Origin of the sequence: Kribbella voronezhensis (genome assembly GCF_004365175.1) — a bacterium.
Classification (GTDB): domain Bacteria; phylum Actinomycetota; class Actinomycetes; order Propionibacteriales; family Kribbellaceae; genus Kribbella; species Kribbella voronezhensis.
On record NZ_SOCE01000001.1, the window covers coordinates 4,286,767 to 4,303,636 of the forward strand.

Genomic DNA, 16,870 nt, shown 5'->3' on the forward strand with positions numbered 1-16,870 from the left:
GGCGAGCAGGAAGCTGGTTCCGGGCCGGTCAGAGCCGCGGGGCCGGCCGGACGAAGGGGAAGGCCAAGGTGGCCCGGATGTTCTGGCCGGTGAGCATCATCATCACCCGGTCGACGCCGATGCCGAGCCCACCGGTCGGCGGCATCGCGTACTCGAGCGCGCTGAGGAAGTCCTCGTCCAGCGACATCGCCTCCGGATCGCCGGCGGCGGCCTTGAGCGACTGCTCGGTCAGCCGGCGTCGTTGCTCGACCGGGTCGACCAGCTCGGAGTACGCCGTACCGATCTCCGCGCCGAAGGCGACCAGGTCCCAGCGCTCGGCCAGCCGCGGGTCGGACCGGTGGGTCCGGGTCAGCGGCGATGTCTCCAGCGGGAAGTCGGTGTAGAACGTCGGCATCGTCGTGGCCGGCTCGACCAGTTCGTCGTACAGCTCGAGCACCAGTTCGCCCGGCGACAGGTCGAACGCGACGTGGACGCCCAACTCGCCGCAGAGCTCCCGCAGCCGTTCGCACGACGTGCCGGAGTCGATCTGTACGCCGGTCGCCCGGCTGACCGCGTCGTGCACGGAGATCACCGGCCAGTCGCCGGAGATGTCGAGTTCGCCGTCGGGCCGTTTGACCACCGGCTTGCCGAAGACCGCGGTGGCCGTCTCGATCAGCAGTTCCCGGGTGAGCTCGCGCATGGTGTGGTAGTCGGCGTACGGCTGGTAGGCCTCGACGGAGGTGAACTCCGGGTTGTGGGTCGCGTCGGCACCCTCGTTGCGGAAGTTCCGGTTCAGCTCGAAGATCTTGCCCATCCCGCCGACGCTCAGGCGCTTGAGGAACAGCTCGGGCGCGATCCGCAGGAACAGCTCGGTGTCGTAGGCGTTGATGTGGGTGATGAACGGCCGCGCGTTCGCGCCACCGTGTACGGCCTGGAGCATCGGCGTCTCGACCTCGATGAAGCCACGCGTCTCGAATCCGTTGCGCAGAGCCCGGACCGCCGTACTGCGGTGTCGCATCATCCGCAGCGAGTCCGGGTTCATCACCAGGTCGAGGTGGCGCTGGCGGACCCGCGCCTCGGGGTCGGTGAAGCCCTTTCGCTTGTCCGGCAAGGGATGCAGGCACTTGGCGGCCATCACCCAACCGGTGGCCTCGATCGACAACTCACCCCGGCGGCTGGTCACCACTTCGCCGGTGACACTGACGTGGTCGCCGATGTCGACCAGCCGGCGCCACAGTCGCAACGCCTCGGGGCCGCACGCCTCGACTGTCAGCATCACCTGCAGCTCGGCCAAGCCGTCCTGCAGTTGGGCGAATGCGAGTCCGCCGTGGTTGCGCATCCGGGTCACCCGGCCGGTGACCGAGACCTGGTGACCGGTGTGGTGATCGGCCGGGAGGTGGTCGTTCACCTCGCGGATCCGTTCCAGGGTCTCGGTCCGGGGCACCGAGACGGGGTACGGCTCGATGCCGGCGGCAACGAGTTCGGCGAGTTTGGTCCGGCGGATCCGTTCCTGCTCGGTCAGTCGCCGGTCCGGCAGGACCGGACGCAGGAGTTCGTGCTCCTGCTCCCGCACAGCCGCGTTGAACCGGCCGCCGTCGGCCGCTCTGATCGCGTGCCGTTCGGCCGTCTCGACGGTGTCGACGCGGGTCCACGGCCGAGGCGCCGGCAGGAAGCCTTCGGCCGTGCCGGCGGCGAGCAGTACCTGCGCGAGCGAGGCGCCGCGGGAGTAGCAGATCAGCCTGGGAGACCAGCGCGGCAGGTATTTCTCGTTCGACTGGTAGAGGCTCTCCAACTGCCAGAACCTCGAAGCAGCGGTCAGCAGCGCGTTGGTGAGCCGCAGTACGGGACCGGCGCCGACGCGCTCGGCGTCGCTGAAGATCTCCCGGAACATGGCGAAGTTCAGCGAGATGTGGTGGACGCCGAGATCGCTGCAGGCGTCGACGAGCGCGGTGACCATGAACTCCATCAGCCCGTTCACCGACTCGGGATCGCGGCGCATGAGGTCGAGTGAGACGCCTCGCACACCCCACGGAACGAAGGACAACAGCCCTCGTACCGCGCCTTCGGAGTCGCGCGCGATCACCATCACGCAGCGCGCGTCGGCCGGGTCGCCGAGCCGTCCGAGGGCCATCGAGAACCCACGCTCGGTCTGCGCTCCGCGCCACTTCTCGGCCAACCGCACGTACTCCTGCAGGGCATCGGGGGACAGGTCGCCGTGGCGGCGCACCTCCGCGTGGTACCCGGCTCGCTGGGCTCGCGTGACCGCCTGCCGGACCGGTCGCATCGTCCGGCCTTCGAGGCTGAAGTCGGCGACGTCGATGATTGCCTCGTCACCCATTGCCAGCGCCCGCAGGCCCGCGTCGACATAGGCGTGCGCGGCCTCCTCGCTCGCGGACAGGACGGCAGGGGACCAGCCGTACACCCGGGCCTCGGCGAGCCAGCGCTGGATGGCGGCGGGCCAGGCGACCGGATCACCCAGCGGGTCTCCGCTGGCCAGGCTGACCCCGTTGACCACCCGATAGGCGATCGCCGCGTTGTTGTCGGGGGAGAAGATGACGGCCTTGTCGCGGCGGGTGGCGAAGTAGCCGAGTGAGTCGCGTTCGCCGTACTGGAGCAGGAGCCGGCGAACCTCGAGCTCCTCGGCCTGGCTCAGGTAGCGGACGCGGCGTACCGACCGCAGGAAGATCGCGAAGGCGATCACCAACGACAACGCGGACAGGAAACCGACCGTCAGGCCGACCCAGTTGTGGCCCGAGCGGTCGCCGCCCATCGTCGTCCGGCTCTGCCCGAGGGCCGCGAAGATGGCCCAGCCGACCTTCTGTTTCTGCCCGTGCAGCGTGTGCGGGAACACCTGGGTGAGCGTGATGCTGACCGCGATCGAGATCAGCAGACCGGTGATCAGTACGCCGACGGCGAGCCGTCGCGTTCCAGGCGCCAGCCGGGCCGGGAACGCGCCGCGGATCCGCCAGAGCAGCCAGATCATGCCCAGCGTGACGACCAGGCTGGCGACGCTCCATTCGAGGTCGCCGACCCCGAGCTTCTCGAACTCCGGCGTCTTCAGGTCCGGGTCGTTCGGGTTGGCGATCAGCACGCTGAGGAAGCCCACCGCGGCGATCCGGCCGAGCAGCCACAGACCCTCGAAGACGAACAGCACCCAGAGCAGCGCCGCCCGTTTGCCGCGCCGCAGCGCACTGCCGACGACCGCCAGATAGACGGCCGACAGGAAGGTGTGGCCGGCCGGGATGCCGAAGAACTCGATGACGTCCTCGACGTCCGCGACGACGTCCGGCGCGAACAGATGCACCGGGACCGCGATGAACGAGCAGACCGCGGCGAACAAGACGGCGCGACCGACCCACACCGCGGCCCGTTGCTGCCACTTGGGGATCACCTGTTCCGATGACACCTGACTGATCATCCCACCTACCAGGCCCCGGCCTTGCCCAGGTGTGCAACTCTGACCGACATGTTGGCCGTCCCCGACCGGTTCCAGTACCGGCTGATGCGCGATGTGATGATCGCGGCCGCGGTGCTGTACTGCAGCCTGTTGCTGGAAGCGGCAGCCGGATTTCCGCTGAATCTGCACTACTCGTTTCTCAGCGAACTCGGCGCGAGGGACCAACCGACGAGCCCGTACGCACGCGCGATGGACCTCGGCTCCGGCGTCTTGCTCGTCCTGGCCGCGGTCCTCGGCCGGCCGGCGGCAAAGATGCATCGGGATGTGGGCGGCCTCCTGGTCGGCGCGGCGGTGTTCGGTATCGGCACGACGTCCGATGCGCTCCTCCCGATGGACTGTGCGCCTTCACTGAGCCAGGCCTGCCGCGAAGCCGAGTCGAGTGGTCAGGTCGGTTTCGCGCTGTTCCTGCACGAGGCCACCTCGACGCTGGCCGACCTCGGCAGCATTGCCATGGGCATCTTCGCCGTTCTGGTACTGCGTCGCCTGGGCTGGGGTGGCCTGCTCGCGAAGGCGGTCGCGGTACTGGCGGCAGGTGTGGCGGTGACCCAGGTCTGGCTCGGGATCGAGGTCGGTCTCGAGGTGCTGACCGGCAACGATCTGCACCCGCCCGGCCTCCTGCAGCGGGTCTCCGTGCTGCTGGTGTGCTTTTTCATGGCGACACTGTTACCAGGTCTGAGGCAAGCTTTCATCCGATGAGCGCATCCTGGATCGTGCTGCCCGGCCTGGCCGAGACTCCCGAGGAGTTCGACCGGGTCCTCGAACTGTTGCCTGGGCGCGACGTCCGGGTCGTCGACCCCTGGCAGATCCCGGTCGCCGCGCCCCTGGACGAGTTGCGAGCGGCAACGACCGCCGGTACGCCGGTCTGCCTGGCCGGCCACTCGATCGGCGGCCTCGCCGTACTGCGCTGGGCGCTCGTGCACCCCGGCGAGGTCGAGCGCCTGGTCCTGATCGACACCAGCCTCACCTCGGAGACCGGCTGGAGCTGGCTCTATCCAGGCACCCGCGCCGACCGGATGATCCGGTCCTTCCTCACCTTCGTCGGCCGCACCGGCTTGCCGCGACTGATCGGACCCACCCTGCGTCGGCTGCTGGTCCGGGTCGGCAGCGCGACCAACCGCGATTTGTTGTCCAAGGCAACCGCCAGGGCGCGGTACGGCGCGGCGGACTCGTGGTTGCTGTTCTGGGACGATCTGGCCAGCAGTTGGACGCTGGCCGCCGAGGTGGCCGAGCTGCTGAAGGACCCGCCGCCGGACCTTCCGCCGACCGTCTTCCTGGTCGCCACCGGTGGCAGCTCCCGGTTCACCGCGAAGAGCTGGCTGGCCGGTCAGCGCGAACTCGCCGCCAAGCTCAACACCACCGGGATCGAAGTGCTCAGCGACTCAGCTCATCTGGTCCACCTGGACCGCCCGGACGCCATCGCCAAGGCGCTCAGCGACTAGTTCGCCAGGACCAAGGCAGGGAAAGAAAGGGAAGGAAAGAAGAGGAAGGCGCAGCTCAGCGACTAAGCAGGCGTCGTCAAAGCAGGAGTAGGAAGTTTGCGCTGCCAGACCTCGTCCAGCGCCATCCGCATCGCGCCGGTGACCACTGCGTCCTCAGCAAGCGCCGACAGCTCCAGCTTCGGGTGGTTGAGCGTCAGCAGCCGGAGCTGGTCGGAGATCGCGTCGAGCAGCACGGCACCCGCTCGCGCCACGCCGCCACCGATCACCACGGCCGTCGGGTCGAGAACCAGCACTGCGGGCGCCAGGGCCCTCGCGAAGTCGCGAGCGACCTGCTGCACGACTGCCTGCGCGACCGGGTCCCGCTCAGCGGCCGCGGCGAACACGTCGGCCGTGTCGAGCTGGTCGCGGCCGAGCTCTGCCAGCCGTGAGTCGGGGTTGGCCAGCGCTGCCTGCCGCCCGAGCTCGGCGATCGCCTCGGAGCCGACCGCGCGTTCCAGCGGACCGCGGCTGTCCTCGGGGTTGATCACGTCGTCCGGCGCGGTGGCGATGAAGCCGATCTCACCCGCTGCGCCCGTACCGCGATGCAGCCGGCCGTCGATCACGATGCCGGCGCCGAGCCGCTCACCCCACTGGACCGCCAGCAAGGTCCCCGTGCCACCGCGGGCCGCGGCGATGGCCAGTGCGGCCAGGTTGGCGTCGTTGTCCAGCATGACCGGGCAGTCGAGCAGGCTGCGAACGTGCTTGGTCAGGTCGACCGCGGACCAGCCGGGCACGCTCGGCACCAGCTGGACGCGACCGGTGTGCTCGTCCACGATGCCCGGGCTCGCGGCGACCGCGGCTGCGATGTCCTCGGCCGGAACCTCGGCCTCGGCGAGTGCTTCGGTGATCACCTCGCTGATCACACCGAGCAGTTCCTGAGCGCTCCAGCCCGGTCCGGACCGGCGTACGAGCGACAGCTTGCGGCCGGCCAGGTCGGAGACGCCTACGGTGACCCGGTGCGGACCGACATCCAGCCCGAGCACGGGTGCGGCGCGGCCACGCAGGGACACCCGGATGGCCGGGCGGCCGAGGGAGCGGTCCGCGGAATCCGGCCCGTGTTGCTGCAGCCAGCCGTTGTCCAGCAGCTCGTCGACCGCCTGGGCGACGGTCGGTCTGGCCAGACCCGTCCGTTCCACCAGTTCGGCGACCCGCAGCGGGGCCGGTGCCGAGCGGCGGACCGCATCCAGCACGGCCGCGACGTTGATCCGGCGCAGCATCGTCGTACCGCCGCCGCCGACCGTTCCCTTGCCCATGTCCGACCCCTTGCCTGCCACTCGCCCATCCTATATACAAAGCGAGCGTTCATAAATGAGCACACTCCGGGCGCGAGTGGTTCGTTCCGGAAGGGCTCAGTCTTGCAGGACAGTACGGGCAAAACTGCTCAGCGCCTCGCGGTCGGGCTGCTGCGTCTTGGTCATCAGGCTGGCGACATGCTTCTCGACCGTGCGCGGCGAGATGTGCAGCCTCGACGCGATCGACTTGTTGCCGATCCGGTCGACCAGCAACCGGCAGACCTCGTACTCCCGGGTGGTGACGCCGAGCTGGCGCAGATTCGCCGGCACCTGATCGGTGCCCGTACGCCGTTGCGAGACCGTCGCGCCCAGTTGCCGCAACAAGCTCCGGCAGGCGCTGGCCACTGGCTGCACGTTGGCGGTGTGGAAGTAGTCCTCGGCCTGCCGCAACCACGCGACCGGCTCGCCCCAACCGTCGGCATGGGCCGGCTCGGCCACCATGCGCAGGCCGAGGTGGCGGGCCATCGGATAGAGCGAAGACGTCTCCAGCGCCTCGGCCGCCATCGCGTTGGCCTCCTCCGGCCGTCCGTCGCGGCCGAGCAGCACCGCGTGTCCCCATTGGACGAACTGCCGGTTCCAGCGCATCTTGCTGCCCGCGGTCGCCGAGACCGCCTCGAAGTGCGGCCAGCCGTTGCGCCCGGCGAGAACGCCCAGCAGCAACCCCAGTCCGTTCTTTCCGGCCATGTGAAACGTAGTGGGGTTCTGCGCGTCGTACGCGAGTGCCTGGGCCATGTCCGACTCGGCCAGCTCGCGGTTCTCCTCGAGCAGCGCACAGAACGTCCGGGCCAGCCCGTACGACAGCGGCAGCTCGTGCGAGGCCCGCTCACCCCAGGTCGCGAGCTCGGCGAGGGTGGCCTCCATCTCAGCGCGTTTGCCCTGGTGGCCGGCCAGTACAGCCTTGGTGACCAGCACGTACGGCGCGCCGCGGGTGAGCTTGAGTCGCTGGGTGACCGCCAGGCAGGCCTCGATCATCTCGGCGGCCTTCTCGTACTCCGAACGCAGGATCGCCTGTTGGCCGAGGGCTCCGTCGACCTCGTACGCGCTGGGGATCGCGCCGATCCGCAGCGCCTGCTGGCGGGCGTGTTCCAGCTCGGTCACGTCACCGTCGGCCAGGCACATCGTGCCCGCCTGGAAGATGTGCGAAAGGTTCTGCTGGACGGCCAGGTTGTGCTCGGCGGCCACCTGCCGGGCCCGCCGGAAGTAGCCGATCGACTGATCGAGATCGTGTTCCCGCGACAGGATGCCGAGCAGTTGCCAGGCGTCGACGGCGACCTCCGGCAGGTCGGCCCGTTCGGCCGCCTCGGCCGCCCGGGTGGCCAGGTCGGCAGCAGACTTCAGTCGTCCCGGGCTCGTCTTGGCCAGTTCGAGGGCCGCCGCCATCGCGTCCAGCGGCGCCAGGTCGGCGTCGGCCGCGTCCGGTCCGAGCAGGGACCGCGCGACGGCCACATGGGTGGACGCCGACGACCAGCGGCCGGCGATGTGTTCGACGCCGGCGAGCCGGACGTGCAGCGCCGCCACCTTGCGGCTGTCCAGTCCGCGATTGGCCAGCTCCTCGATCGCCTCCGCGGTGGCTGCGGGGTGGCCGAACTGCCCCGTCTCGCCGACCGCCAGCAGCAACGCCCCGAGGACGTCGGCGCGGTGAACGACGTCGGGATCCCCGGCGAGCAGGGTGTTGGCACGGTCCAGCAGGTTCACCGCGGACGCCATCGAGCCCTCGGCGAACGACCGCCGGCCGGTGACGGCGAACAGCCGGCCGGCGCGGGCGACGTCACCGCCGGCCTGGGCCAGCTCGGCCACCATCGGCGCCCACTCGCCCGGCAGACCGGGGTGCAGTTCTTCGATCGCGTCCGCGCAGCGGCTGGCCAGACCAGCTCGCTCGGTCGGATTCAGGCCGGCCAGCAAGGCCTCGGCCGTCAGCGGATGCCGGAAGGCGTACCAGTCCGGGACCGGCTCGTCCGGCCCGACCAGCTGGGCGGCCAGGCCGGCCCGCAGGGTCGCCAGGAGCTGCCGTTCGTCGACGCCGCTGGCGTGCCGGACCACGCTGAGCGGAAAGCGGTGGCCGATCACCGCGGCCAGGACCAGGATCTCCCGCGACTGCGGTCCGAGCTGATCGGTCCGGCTGCCGATGCTGCGGACCACCGCGGCCGGCACCGTCATCCGGAAGTCGTCGACCACCTGCACGGTGCCATCGATTGCCGAGAGCAACTGTCCGGACCGGCTGGCCTCCTGCAGCAGTTCCTCCACGATGAAAGGGATTCCGGCACTGTCGGCCCAGAGTCGCTCGACCAGCCGGTCAGGCACGCCGGCCGGTGCGACCTCGAGGCAACCGGCCGTGAGCTCGCGGACGTTCTGCCGGTCGAGCGGGTGCAGTTCGACGAGAGCCGCCGTACCGCGTTGAGCCGCGAGCTGAGCGAGCTCGGCCGCCGGGGTCCGGTCCGGCCGGAGCGTCGCGACGACGGCGATCGGCTGGTCCTGGAGATTGTCGAGCAGGTACTCGATCACCGCCAGTGTCTCCGGATCCGAGCCGTGCAGGTCCTCGAGCACCAGCAGGCAGCCCCGGTCCCGGCCGACCAGCTGGAGCAACCGCAGGATCGCCTCGCCGAGGACGACGGCGGAGATTCCGCTCTCCGGTACGTCGCCGTCGTCCCAGTCGGGAACGAGGCGTCCGAGCACCCGGCGATAGAGCCCGAGCCGTTCGGGGTCGGGCATCTCGCCGCGGCGGATCAGGGACAGCAAGGCCTCGGTGAACGGGCGGAAGGCGACCATCGTGCCGATCGCGCCGACCCGGCCGCGGAGCGTCGCCATGCCGTGATCGAGGGCCAGCGTGGTGCCGACGGCGGCCAGCCGGCTCTTGCCGATGCCTGGCTCGCCGAGCAGGAAGACCGCACCCCCACGTCCGGCGCGAGCCTCGGCGAGCAGGTGATCGAGCTGATCGATCTCCCCGTCTCTGCCGACCACTCTGGGCGCATGGGTCTGCATGGTTCCAAACTCTAGCTACGCTCCGGTTGGATCGCAGTGGGTTCGGCCGGTCGCCTTCGACCGGCCCGGCTGGCTCAAGCGCTTGTTCCAGCCGGGCCGACGTCAGGCATCGCTGTGTTTCTCGGGTGCGGCAGGGATCAGTGCGGTGCGCTGATCGAGGTGAAGGTGCCGCAGTTCTCGGTGACCTCGACGATGCCGACGGCCAGTGCGCTGGCGGTGCCGACCAGCGCAAGGGCCCGCGCGCCGATCCGGCCGCGCTTCGGGAGGGTGATCGGGCCGATCGGGTCCGGCTGCTCGTCGACCGGCTGGGCGGCGACCTGGTCTTCGGGCTGGTTGTGCTGGGCGGTCATGCTGTTTCCCCTGTCGAATGGTGTTCTGTCCGGACCGGACGCTGTGATGGGCGCCGGAGACCGGTGGTGGGTTCTAGCAGCAGCACGGACGGAACCTGTCCGCCGAAACCGAGCCGGAGCAAGCCGTAGCCGATCCCGGCCAGACCTGTCAGCAGGCCTGGTGAGGAGACGGCGCGCGGCGTACCGCAGTGCGGTCCGTACTGCTGTATTGCGGCGAGCACCAGCCCGGCCCGGCGGCGCCGGACCGCCTCTGTGGCCGGGTGCTCGCGATCGGTGAGCCACAACAACGGCTCGACCGCGCCGAGCTCGCCGTGACACAGACTCATGTCGGCGAGCACCGGACGTTCTTCGGCGGACCTCAGATAGGTGTCGAGGTCCGTGGTCACACCAGCGGACAGCCGGGCGAGGGTGGTGCCGGCTCCGCCCGCGCACCAGCCGGCATCGGCGTGGTCGCGCTGATCGAGGTCGATGGAAGTCAGGTCGATGGCAGCCCGCGCCGCGTCGGCGTACCGGCTGTCCTGTACTGCGTACTGCCCGAGTGCCCAGGCGATTCCCTCGTACCCGCGGGCGAACCCGTGGTCGGGTGCCTGCGCCCGGCGGGCCACCGCGGCGACCAGTTCGTCGGCGTACCGGGCGGCCAGTCGGGTGGCTGCCGGTTGGCCGTGGATCGCCAGCATCGCGGCCAGCCCGCCGGCCGCACCCTCGACGTAGCCGGGGAACTGGTCCGGTTCGGGGGTGAGCTGTTCGCTGAGTTCGAGTGAGGACGCGAGCCACTTGGTGACGTCGGATTCGTCCAGCAGCGAGCTGAGCCGGTTGAGGCCGTAGCTGATTCCCCCGAGGCCGTGCAATCCGGGGCCGACGATCTGTGCGGCCTCCGGCGCGGCCGCGAGGGAGTCCAGCAGCAAGGGGATCGGGCGGATCGCGTCCCTGGCCAGGTCGGTGTACTTCTCCGCGCCGGTGAGTGCGCCGATCTGGGCCAGGAAGAGCGCCGTACCGGTGAAGCCGTTCGACAGACCCGCGCCCATCGGCATCACGGCCCAGTGGTGGTCGTCGAGCAGTTCGAGGCTCAGCCAGTTCGCCTCGCCGTTGCTGCCGAGGACCTGGGCCATGATCTCGTCGGCGATGTCGGTGGCGGCCGCGAGCAGTCGCTCGGGATCGGCTTCCGCCGCGCCGACGGCCGGCCTGCTCGCCGTAGTGGTGTGCACGACCGGTTCGGGGCGGGTGGCCAGGCAGGCCGAGATGAGCCACTGCTGGCGGTGCTGGTCGATCTCGCTCATCGCCGCGATCTTGGCCTCGACCACGTCGAGTCCCTTGTGGGCAAGGAGGTCTGGCACCCGGCTGCCGTCGGCGGCCCAGACATCGGTGCTGTCCGGCCGGGCTGTGAAGAGCGGGACGTCGCCTGCCCACAGGTCGGCCAGCTCGTACGGCACCAGCCGGTGCAGGGCCGGATCCGCGTCCCAGAGCAGGTCGAGCAGCTGGCTGCGGCCATCGGCATCGCGGAGCGCGTCCGGATGGGTCGCCTCGTCCAGCAAGGTCACGTAGGTCTGGGTAGGACGGGCGACGTACCTGATCTCGTCGGCCGCGCAGCGGGCCAGGAGGCCGTCCGGCCCGAGTAGTTCGTTGCGGTGCCAGGCGATCGCCTCATACGCCGCCCGGAACCCTGTCAGGAGAGCGATCTCGTAGTCCCGCGGCTCCATGTCGACGCCGTGCAGCCGGGGCCGGTTGCGGCCACCACGGGTGGTGGCAGGACGCCGTACGAGGTGCATCGTGTCCAGTCCGGCGTCGGCCCAGTCGACCTTGCTGATCGGCGACACCTCGCCGACGTCGCCGCCGAGCCCCGAGATGTCCGCCACACCGTGCTCGCCGGTGAACAGCAGCGGCAGCAGAGCAGTGCGGTAGACAGAGCTGCGCAGTGCCGAGTGAGCCGGGTCCTGGCCCAGTACGCCGTTGCCCTGCTGGCTCGGGTGGAAGAGGGTCTCCACGTCGACGAACACCGGCTGGTCGCCCGCGGCGATCAGGTTCTCGTAGTGCATGTCGGTGCCGTCCAGCACGTACAGCAGGGTCAGCAACGCGCCTTGCCGGTGGTAGAAGCGGCGTACTTCGGTCAGGTCGGTACAGGGCTTGTGCTCGATGAACCCGAGCCAGCCGTACCCCGGCCGGCACAGCACCGGAACGGTTCGCAGGCCCAGGCCGGTCCTGCCGTTCAGCCAGCCGACCAGCTCGTTGAAGTGCTGGTGCAGCTCCAGCGGCCGTGGCTTGTAGACCACCTTCCGGCCGTCCGCGAAGGTCAGCGTGGCCGTCGACCGTCCACCGCGGTGCGGATCACCACCGGGCAGCACGCTGGTCAGGGCGCCGGGGTCCGTGCCGGCCAGCAACTCGGTGACCACCAGCTCGCGGTCCTCGGCGAGGCGGGCCAGCAGTTCGAGGTGACCCTCGACAGCCTGTCGGCACGCCTCGCCCAGGACCCGGGCCAGCACCGGGTATGCGGCCAGGAATTCCGCCAGCTCGCTCCCTCCCGCGAGCCGGTGGGTGAAGTTCAGGAATCGCTCGGCCGGTGTCTGCCCGGCCAGTTCGTTGCGGCTCCGGGCGCGGGCCAGCTCCAGCACCAGGGTGCGAGCGGCCGACCGGACCAGCCGGTCTCCGAGTTGTTGCAGGAACTGCTCGGCCACGACCCCGGTGTGCCCGGCCGAGGCCAGGTCCTGCCGGGCCGATTCGAGCAACGGCGCGAGGCATCCGAGCAACGCCTGCCGCCAGTCGTCTCCCACCGGCCTGCGCTCGAAGGTCGAGGTCGTACTGCGTTCCACATACGCCGCCCAGGCAGGCATCTGCCGGCCCGGTTCGTGCGGACCCACGCCGGCCGTCCACCAGGGCTTCGCCTGGCCGGCCCGGAGTGTCGGCGTGGTCGCGGAGTTGAGCACGGGCTCAGGGTGCCATCGGGTACTGGGTGCTGCCATGGGTACGGAGCCCCCATATTCGTCGGCCGGCGGCGAGGCCGAGTGGGTAGTGCTGCCGCACCGCGGGATGGCGACTGGGGGTTGACCACCCCGCGGCAGCAGCGCCTGGCCGATCGAACCTCTGGTGGAAGGTCAGGCCGGACCAGGAACTCCGGTACTACGGGCAACCGTCGGACGGCCCCCGCTGCTCTGCGTTCTCGACGTTGGCCTCCTTCGGTTGCGTTTCTAGGGATGGATGTGACCGAACGCCGTGAACGATGCCTGAGGGCGCACGGGCCGGGCAAGACCTCCGGGCACCCAAATTCGGGCCTCGGGGGCGCACCGTTCACCTACGTGCGGGCGGGGCGGAACATGGGGGCGGATCACCCATGTGCGCCGGCTGATCAGCTGCGACGGTGGCTAGGTGTTCAGCCCTGTCACACCCGGTCTCCCGGTCTCTGCCCACTCGGTCCTCGACGTGGTGCCGCAGATGGCCGGGCAGTCTGCCGCGGCTGCGTTGCGGGAGACAGCCGAGGTCGCCCAAGCGGCGGACGACCTTGGCTACCGGCGCTTCTGGCTTGCGGAGCAGCACGGTGTGCGCGGTATCGGCAGCGCGGCGCCCGCAGTGCTCGCCGCGGTACTGGCCGCCCGTACCGATCGCATCCGGCTGGGCTCGGGTGCGGTGATGCTGGCGAACCACCAGCCGCTCGTGATCGCCGAGGAGTTCGCGGCACTCGCAGCGGCGTACCCGGGCAGGATCGACCTGGGAGTCGGCAAGGCTCCGGTGGCGGCCGCGCCGACCACCGCTGCAGCGCTTGGCCGGACCGACGTCGGCTGGGACGCGTTCCCGCAGCGGCTGGACGAGCTCTGCGGCTTCCTGCGCGACGGTCTCCCCGGGCGTGCTCCGGTGGGAGATGTCCGGCTCGCGCTTGCTGGGTTGCCGCCACCGGTGTTCGTGCTGGCCGGCACGCCACATGAGGCGCAGGTGGCCGCAGTACGGGGGCTGCCCGTCTTCCTGGCTCACCACACGACCTCACAGACCACGCTCGCGGCAGCAGCGGCGTACCGGGAGTTCTTCGAGGCGACAGGGCCCACGGGCAAGCCGTACCTCGCAGTCACGGTCGGGATCGTCGCGGCCGACACGGACGAGGAGGCGGTGATCCGGCTCGCGGAGTACGTCCGGGTGAAGCTCCGGCTCAACGCGGCGTCGTCCAGGGCTACTCCGGCCGAGCTGCTGGAGATTCTGAGGTCTCCGCTGACCACTCGGGAGCGGCACCGGGCAGAGCGGCTGCTGGACGATCCCGGCCACATCATCGGGTCCCGCGCGACGGTTGCCTCGGAGCTGGCGTCGCTGGCGGCCAGTACCGGCGCGGACGAGATCATGCTGGTTCCACTGGCCTACGACGGGCTGGTCCGCTCCGCCATTCTGCGGACCACTGCAGCAGGGCTGTCCCGCACAGTACGAACCGTTCCGCGCTCCACACCGCACTTCGTCGCCACTGCCTGATTCCTGCTTTGCGGCGGCCTACTGTGGGTACGGCCGACTAGTAGCAGCCGTGGAGAGGCAGAGCAGATGTCGCGAGAGCAGGAAGTCATCGAAGCGTGTCCCACCGACCTGTTCATCGGGGGCAAGTGGCAGGCCGCCGAGAGCGGTAAGACGCTGGCGGTCGAGGACCCGGCCACCGGAGAGACGCTCTGCTCGGTGGCCGACGCCGGTGTCGCCGACGGACTGGCGGCACTGGACGCCGCCGTCGCCGCACAGGCCGAGTGGGCCGCGACCCCGCCTCGCGATCGCGGCGAGATCCTGCGGCGCTCGTTCGAGCTGATGACGGCTCGCGCCGACGAGCTGGCTCTGCTGATGACGCTGGAGATGGGCAAGCCGGTCGCCGAGTCGAAGGGCGAGATCGCGTACGCCGCGGAGTTCTTCCGCTGGTTCTCCGAGGAGGCCGTCCGGATCGACGGCGGCTACCAGATCGCCCCGAACGGCAAGGGCCGCTTCGTCGTCCTGCGGCAGCCGGTCGGCCCGTGCCTGCTGATCACCCCGTGGAACTTCCCGGCCGCGATGGGCGCCCGCAAGATCGGCCCGGCGGTCGCGGCCGGCTGCACGATGGTGATCAAGCCGGCCGCGCAGACGCCGTTGTCGATGCTGAAGCTGGCCGAGCTGATGACCGAGGCCGGGTTGCCGGCCGGCGTACTGAACGTGGTCACCACCAGCGATTCCGGTGGGGTGATGGAGCCGCTGATCAAGGACGGGCGCGCCCGCAAGCTGTCCTTCACCGGATCGACGCCGGTCGGCAAGAAGCTGATCGAGCAGTCCGCCGACCAGGTGCTGCGCACCAGCATGGAGCTCGGCGGGAACGCGCCGCTGATCGTGTTCGAGGACGCGGATCTGGACAAGGCGGTCGAGGGCACGATGCTGGCGAAGATGCGCAACGGCGGTGAGGCCTGTACGGCGGCGAACCGGATCTACGTGCACTCGTCGGTGATCGACACGTTCGGCGCGAAGCTGACCGAGCGGATGAAGGCGCTGAAGGTCGGCCGCGGGACCGGCGACGGCGTCGACGTCGGCCCGCTGATCGATGCGAAGCAGCGCGACAAGGTGGCCGAGCTGGTCGACGACGCGGTGTCCCAGGGCGCCGACGTACTGCTCGGCGGATCGGTTGCTGAGGGCAACGGGTACTTCTATCCGCCGACGGTACTGGCCGGCGTACCGGCGAGTGCGCGGCTGCAGAAGGAGGAGATCTTCGGGCCGGTCGCGCCGCTGACCGCGTTCGACGACGAGGACGAGGCGATCCGGATGGCGAACGACACCGAGTTCGGCCTGGTGTCGTACCTGTTCACCAAGGACCTCAGCCGGGCCCTGCGGGTCTCGGAAGCCCTCGAGAGCGGCATGGTCGGCCTCAACCAGGGCATCGTCTCCAACCCGGCGGCTCCCTTCGGCGGCGTCAAGCAGTCCGGTCTGGGCCGAGAAGGCGGCAGCGTCGGCATCGACGAGTACCTCGACGTGAAGTACATCGCCGTAGCCCTCGACTGAAGCTCAACCCTGCGGGCTCAGCGCTGTGAGGTGGGCGTCGAGCAGTGCTGTGAGCCGCTTGTGAGGGAACGCTCGCGGGTCGAAGAGCGCCTGTACTACGAGTCCGTGGGTGAACGCGGCGAGCCCTGCCACGAGGTCGTCCGGATCGCCTGCTGGTAGGTCGCCGTCGTCCTGCGCGTCGACGACGAGCGGCTTGAGTCGAGCCCGCCAGCGTTTGTAGCGGGCCTTCTCCAGTGCGTGGAGTTCGGGGTCCGCCAAGGCTGCGTCCCAGGAACTGACCCACACCCGGTTGATCTCCGTGCCCTCGGGGGTCAGCGGGAGGACCGCGGCCAGGGCGGACCGCAGCGCCTCCAGACCTCGCCCTTCGTACTCCGGAACGAGGGCCCGGGTATGCGTCTCCGCCAGCTCCAAGGCGTGCACGATCAGCGCCTGCTTGGAGGGGAAGTAGTGCGTCACCAGTCCGGTGGTCGCGCCCAGTTCGGCCGCCACCGCGCGCAGGGTGAGTCCACCGAACCCTGCCTCGGCCAGCACCCGCCAGACCGCGGCCGACACGTCGCGCCGCCTGGCCTCGTGATCGGTCTTCGCCGGCATCCGCCGTCACCTCCTTGCGGGCTATAGTACGTACCTAACGTTTGTTATGTACTTCGGGAGGCCGCTCATGTTCACGTTCAAGATCACCGACGACGCCGAACTCCGGCCGCTCGAGCCGTGGCAGGCCGGTGAGTTCCTGGCGCACGTCGACAAGGCCCGGAAGAACATCGAGCCGTACATCTCCTGGGCCGACCTGGTCGTCGACGAGGACGGGGCCAGGTCCTTCCTGCAGCGGTACGCCGATCGCCAGGCGGCGGGCGAGGGCCGGATCTACGGCATCTGGCTGGCCGGCGAACTCGTCGGCGGGTTGCTGTTCCGGACCTTCGAGGTGGCCTGGGGCAGCTGTGAGATCGGGGTCTGGCTGTCGGCCGAGGCGGAGGGTCGCGGGCTGGTCACCCGGGCCACCCAACAGCTGATCGACTGGGCGATCGGCGTCCGCGGGATGAACCGGGTGGAATGGCGCTGCGTACCGGACAACGCGCGCAGCGGCGCCGTCGCCAAGCGGCTCGGGATGACGCTCGAGGGCACTCTGCGGCAGGCCTTCCCCTATCGCGGCGAGATCCACGACGTGCAGATCTGGGCTCTGGTGCGCGACGAGTGGGAGCACCGGTCCTGGGCCTGACCCGGGGCATACTGGGGGATCGTGACTGGCCATCGGGGGATCAGGATCGCGGCACTCGTCGCGACGGCGTGCGTAGTACTGACAGGTTGCAGGGATTCACCGACCGCGACACCCACACCGGACCGAACCTTTCCGGCCAGTACTACGCCAACGCA

At 70.0% G+C, this 16,870-nt stretch carries 11 protein-coding genes; 5 read left to right on the forward strand and 6 right to left on the reverse strand.

Going from position 1 to position 16,870, the window contains the following annotated elements; translation table 11 throughout:
* Nucleotides 1–28: 28 nt before the first annotated feature.
* Nucleotides 29–3,385: a bifunctional lysylphosphatidylglycerol synthetase/lysine--tRNA ligase LysX gene (lysX, locus tag EV138_RS19930; RefSeq protein WP_202866772.1), complete on the reverse strand. Its 3,357-nt coding sequence runs from the start codon at nucleotides 3,383–3,385 to the stop codon at nucleotides 29–31.
* A 60-nt stretch (nucleotides 3,386–3,445) separates the two neighbouring features.
* Here lysX and EV138_RS19935 point away from each other — a divergent pair, with 60 nt between their 5' ends.
* Entirely contained in the window at nucleotides 3,446–4,132 is a 687-nt protein-coding gene (locus EV138_RS19935; protein ID WP_133980371.1) for a DUF998 domain-containing protein, read from the forward strand.
* The gene (locus EV138_RS19940; protein ID WP_133980372.1) at nucleotides 4,129–4,875 is read left to right on the forward strand and encodes an alpha/beta fold hydrolase; all 747 of its coding nucleotides are present in this window, start codon (nucleotides 4,129–4,131) and stop codon (nucleotides 4,873–4,875) included. Before EV138_RS19935 ends, EV138_RS19940 begins: the two co-directional genes overlap by 4 nt.
* A gap of 62 nt (nucleotides 4,876–4,937) precedes the next feature.
* Here the strand turns inward: EV138_RS19940 and EV138_RS19945 are convergent, their stop codons facing one another.
* The 4 genes from EV138_RS19945 to EV138_RS19960 all read right to left on the reverse strand — a co-directional run bounded on the left by EV138_RS19945 (nucleotide 4,938) and on the right by EV138_RS19960 (nucleotide 12,453).
* Nucleotides 4,938–6,188 (reverse strand): ROK family transcriptional regulator, encoded by a 1,251-nt coding sequence (locus tag EV138_RS19945; RefSeq protein ID WP_133980373.1) that lies wholly within the window; start codon nucleotides 6,186–6,188, stop codon nucleotides 4,938–4,940.
* Between the two features lie 75 nt (nucleotides 6,189–6,263).
* The gene (locus EV138_RS19950) at nucleotides 6,264–9,185 is read right to left on the reverse strand and encodes a helix-turn-helix transcriptional regulator (RefSeq protein WP_133980374.1); all 2,922 of its coding nucleotides are present in this window, start codon (nucleotides 9,183–9,185) and stop codon (nucleotides 6,264–6,266) included.
* A gap of 137 nt (nucleotides 9,186–9,322) precedes the next feature.
* Entirely contained in the window at nucleotides 9,323–9,535 is a 213-nt protein-coding gene (locus tag EV138_RS19955) for a hypothetical protein (protein ID WP_133980375.1), read from the reverse strand.
* Nucleotides 9,532–12,453 (reverse strand): type 2 lanthipeptide synthetase LanM family protein, encoded by a 2,922-nt coding sequence (locus EV138_RS19960; protein ID WP_133980376.1) that lies wholly within the window; start codon nucleotides 12,451–12,453, stop codon nucleotides 9,532–9,534. Before EV138_RS19960 ends, EV138_RS19955 begins: the two co-directional genes overlap by 4 nt.
* A gap of 439 nt (nucleotides 12,454–12,892) precedes the next feature.
* Here EV138_RS19960 and EV138_RS19965 point away from each other — a divergent pair, with 439 nt between their 5' ends.
* Complete coding sequence (locus EV138_RS19965; protein ID WP_133980377.1) at nucleotides 12,893–13,975, forward strand: MsnO8 family LLM class oxidoreductase; 1,083 nt, start codon at nucleotides 12,893–12,895, stop codon at nucleotides 13,973–13,975.
* A 66-nt stretch (nucleotides 13,976–14,041) separates the two neighbouring features.
* On the forward strand, nucleotides 14,042–15,502 hold the full coding sequence (locus tag EV138_RS19970) for an NAD-dependent succinate-semialdehyde dehydrogenase (protein ID WP_133980378.1): 1,461 nt from the start codon (nucleotides 14,042–14,044) through the stop codon (nucleotides 15,500–15,502).
* A gap of 3 nt (nucleotides 15,503–15,505) precedes the next feature.
* Here EV138_RS19970 and EV138_RS19975 read toward each other — a convergent pair whose 3' ends face one another.
* Nucleotides 15,506–16,093, reverse strand: coding sequence for a TetR/AcrR family transcriptional regulator (locus tag EV138_RS19975; protein WP_133980379.1), 588 nt, complete (start codon nucleotides 16,091–16,093; stop codon nucleotides 15,506–15,508).
* A 67-nt stretch (nucleotides 16,094–16,160) separates the two neighbouring features.
* Between EV138_RS19975 and EV138_RS19980 the strand changes: the two genes are divergently transcribed.
* Nucleotides 16,161–16,715: a GNAT family N-acetyltransferase gene (locus EV138_RS19980; protein ID WP_133980380.1), complete on the forward strand. Its 555-nt coding sequence runs from the start codon at nucleotides 16,161–16,163 to the stop codon at nucleotides 16,713–16,715.
* The last annotated feature ends 155 nt before the right edge of the window (nucleotides 16,716–16,870 follow it).

Coding starts and splice junctions, on each gene's coding strand:
- EV138_RS19935 (WP_133980371.1), top strand. CDS start 3,446: ATGTTGGCCGTCCCCGACCGGTTCCAGTACCGGCTGATGCGCGATGTG.
- EV138_RS19940 (WP_133980372.1), top strand. CDS start 4,129: ATGAGCGCATCCTGGATCGTGCTGCCCGGCCTGGCCGAGACTCCCGAG.
- EV138_RS19950 (WP_133980374.1), bottom strand. CDS start 9,185: ATGCAGACCCATGCGCCCAGAGTGGTCGGCAGAGACGGGGAGATCGAT.
- EV138_RS19955 (WP_133980375.1), bottom strand. CDS start 9,535: ATGACCGCCCAGCACAACCAGCCCGAAGACCAGGTCGCCGCCCAGCCG.
- EV138_RS19970 (WP_133980378.1), top strand. CDS start 14,042: ATGTCGCGAGAGCAGGAAGTCATCGAAGCGTGTCCCACCGACCTGTTC.
- EV138_RS19975 (WP_133980379.1), bottom strand. CDS start 16,093: ATGCCGGCGAAGACCGATCACGAGGCCAGGCGGCGCGACGTGTCGGCC.
- EV138_RS19980 (WP_133980380.1), top strand. CDS start 16,161: ATGTTCACGTTCAAGATCACCGACGACGCCGAACTCCGGCCGCTCGAG.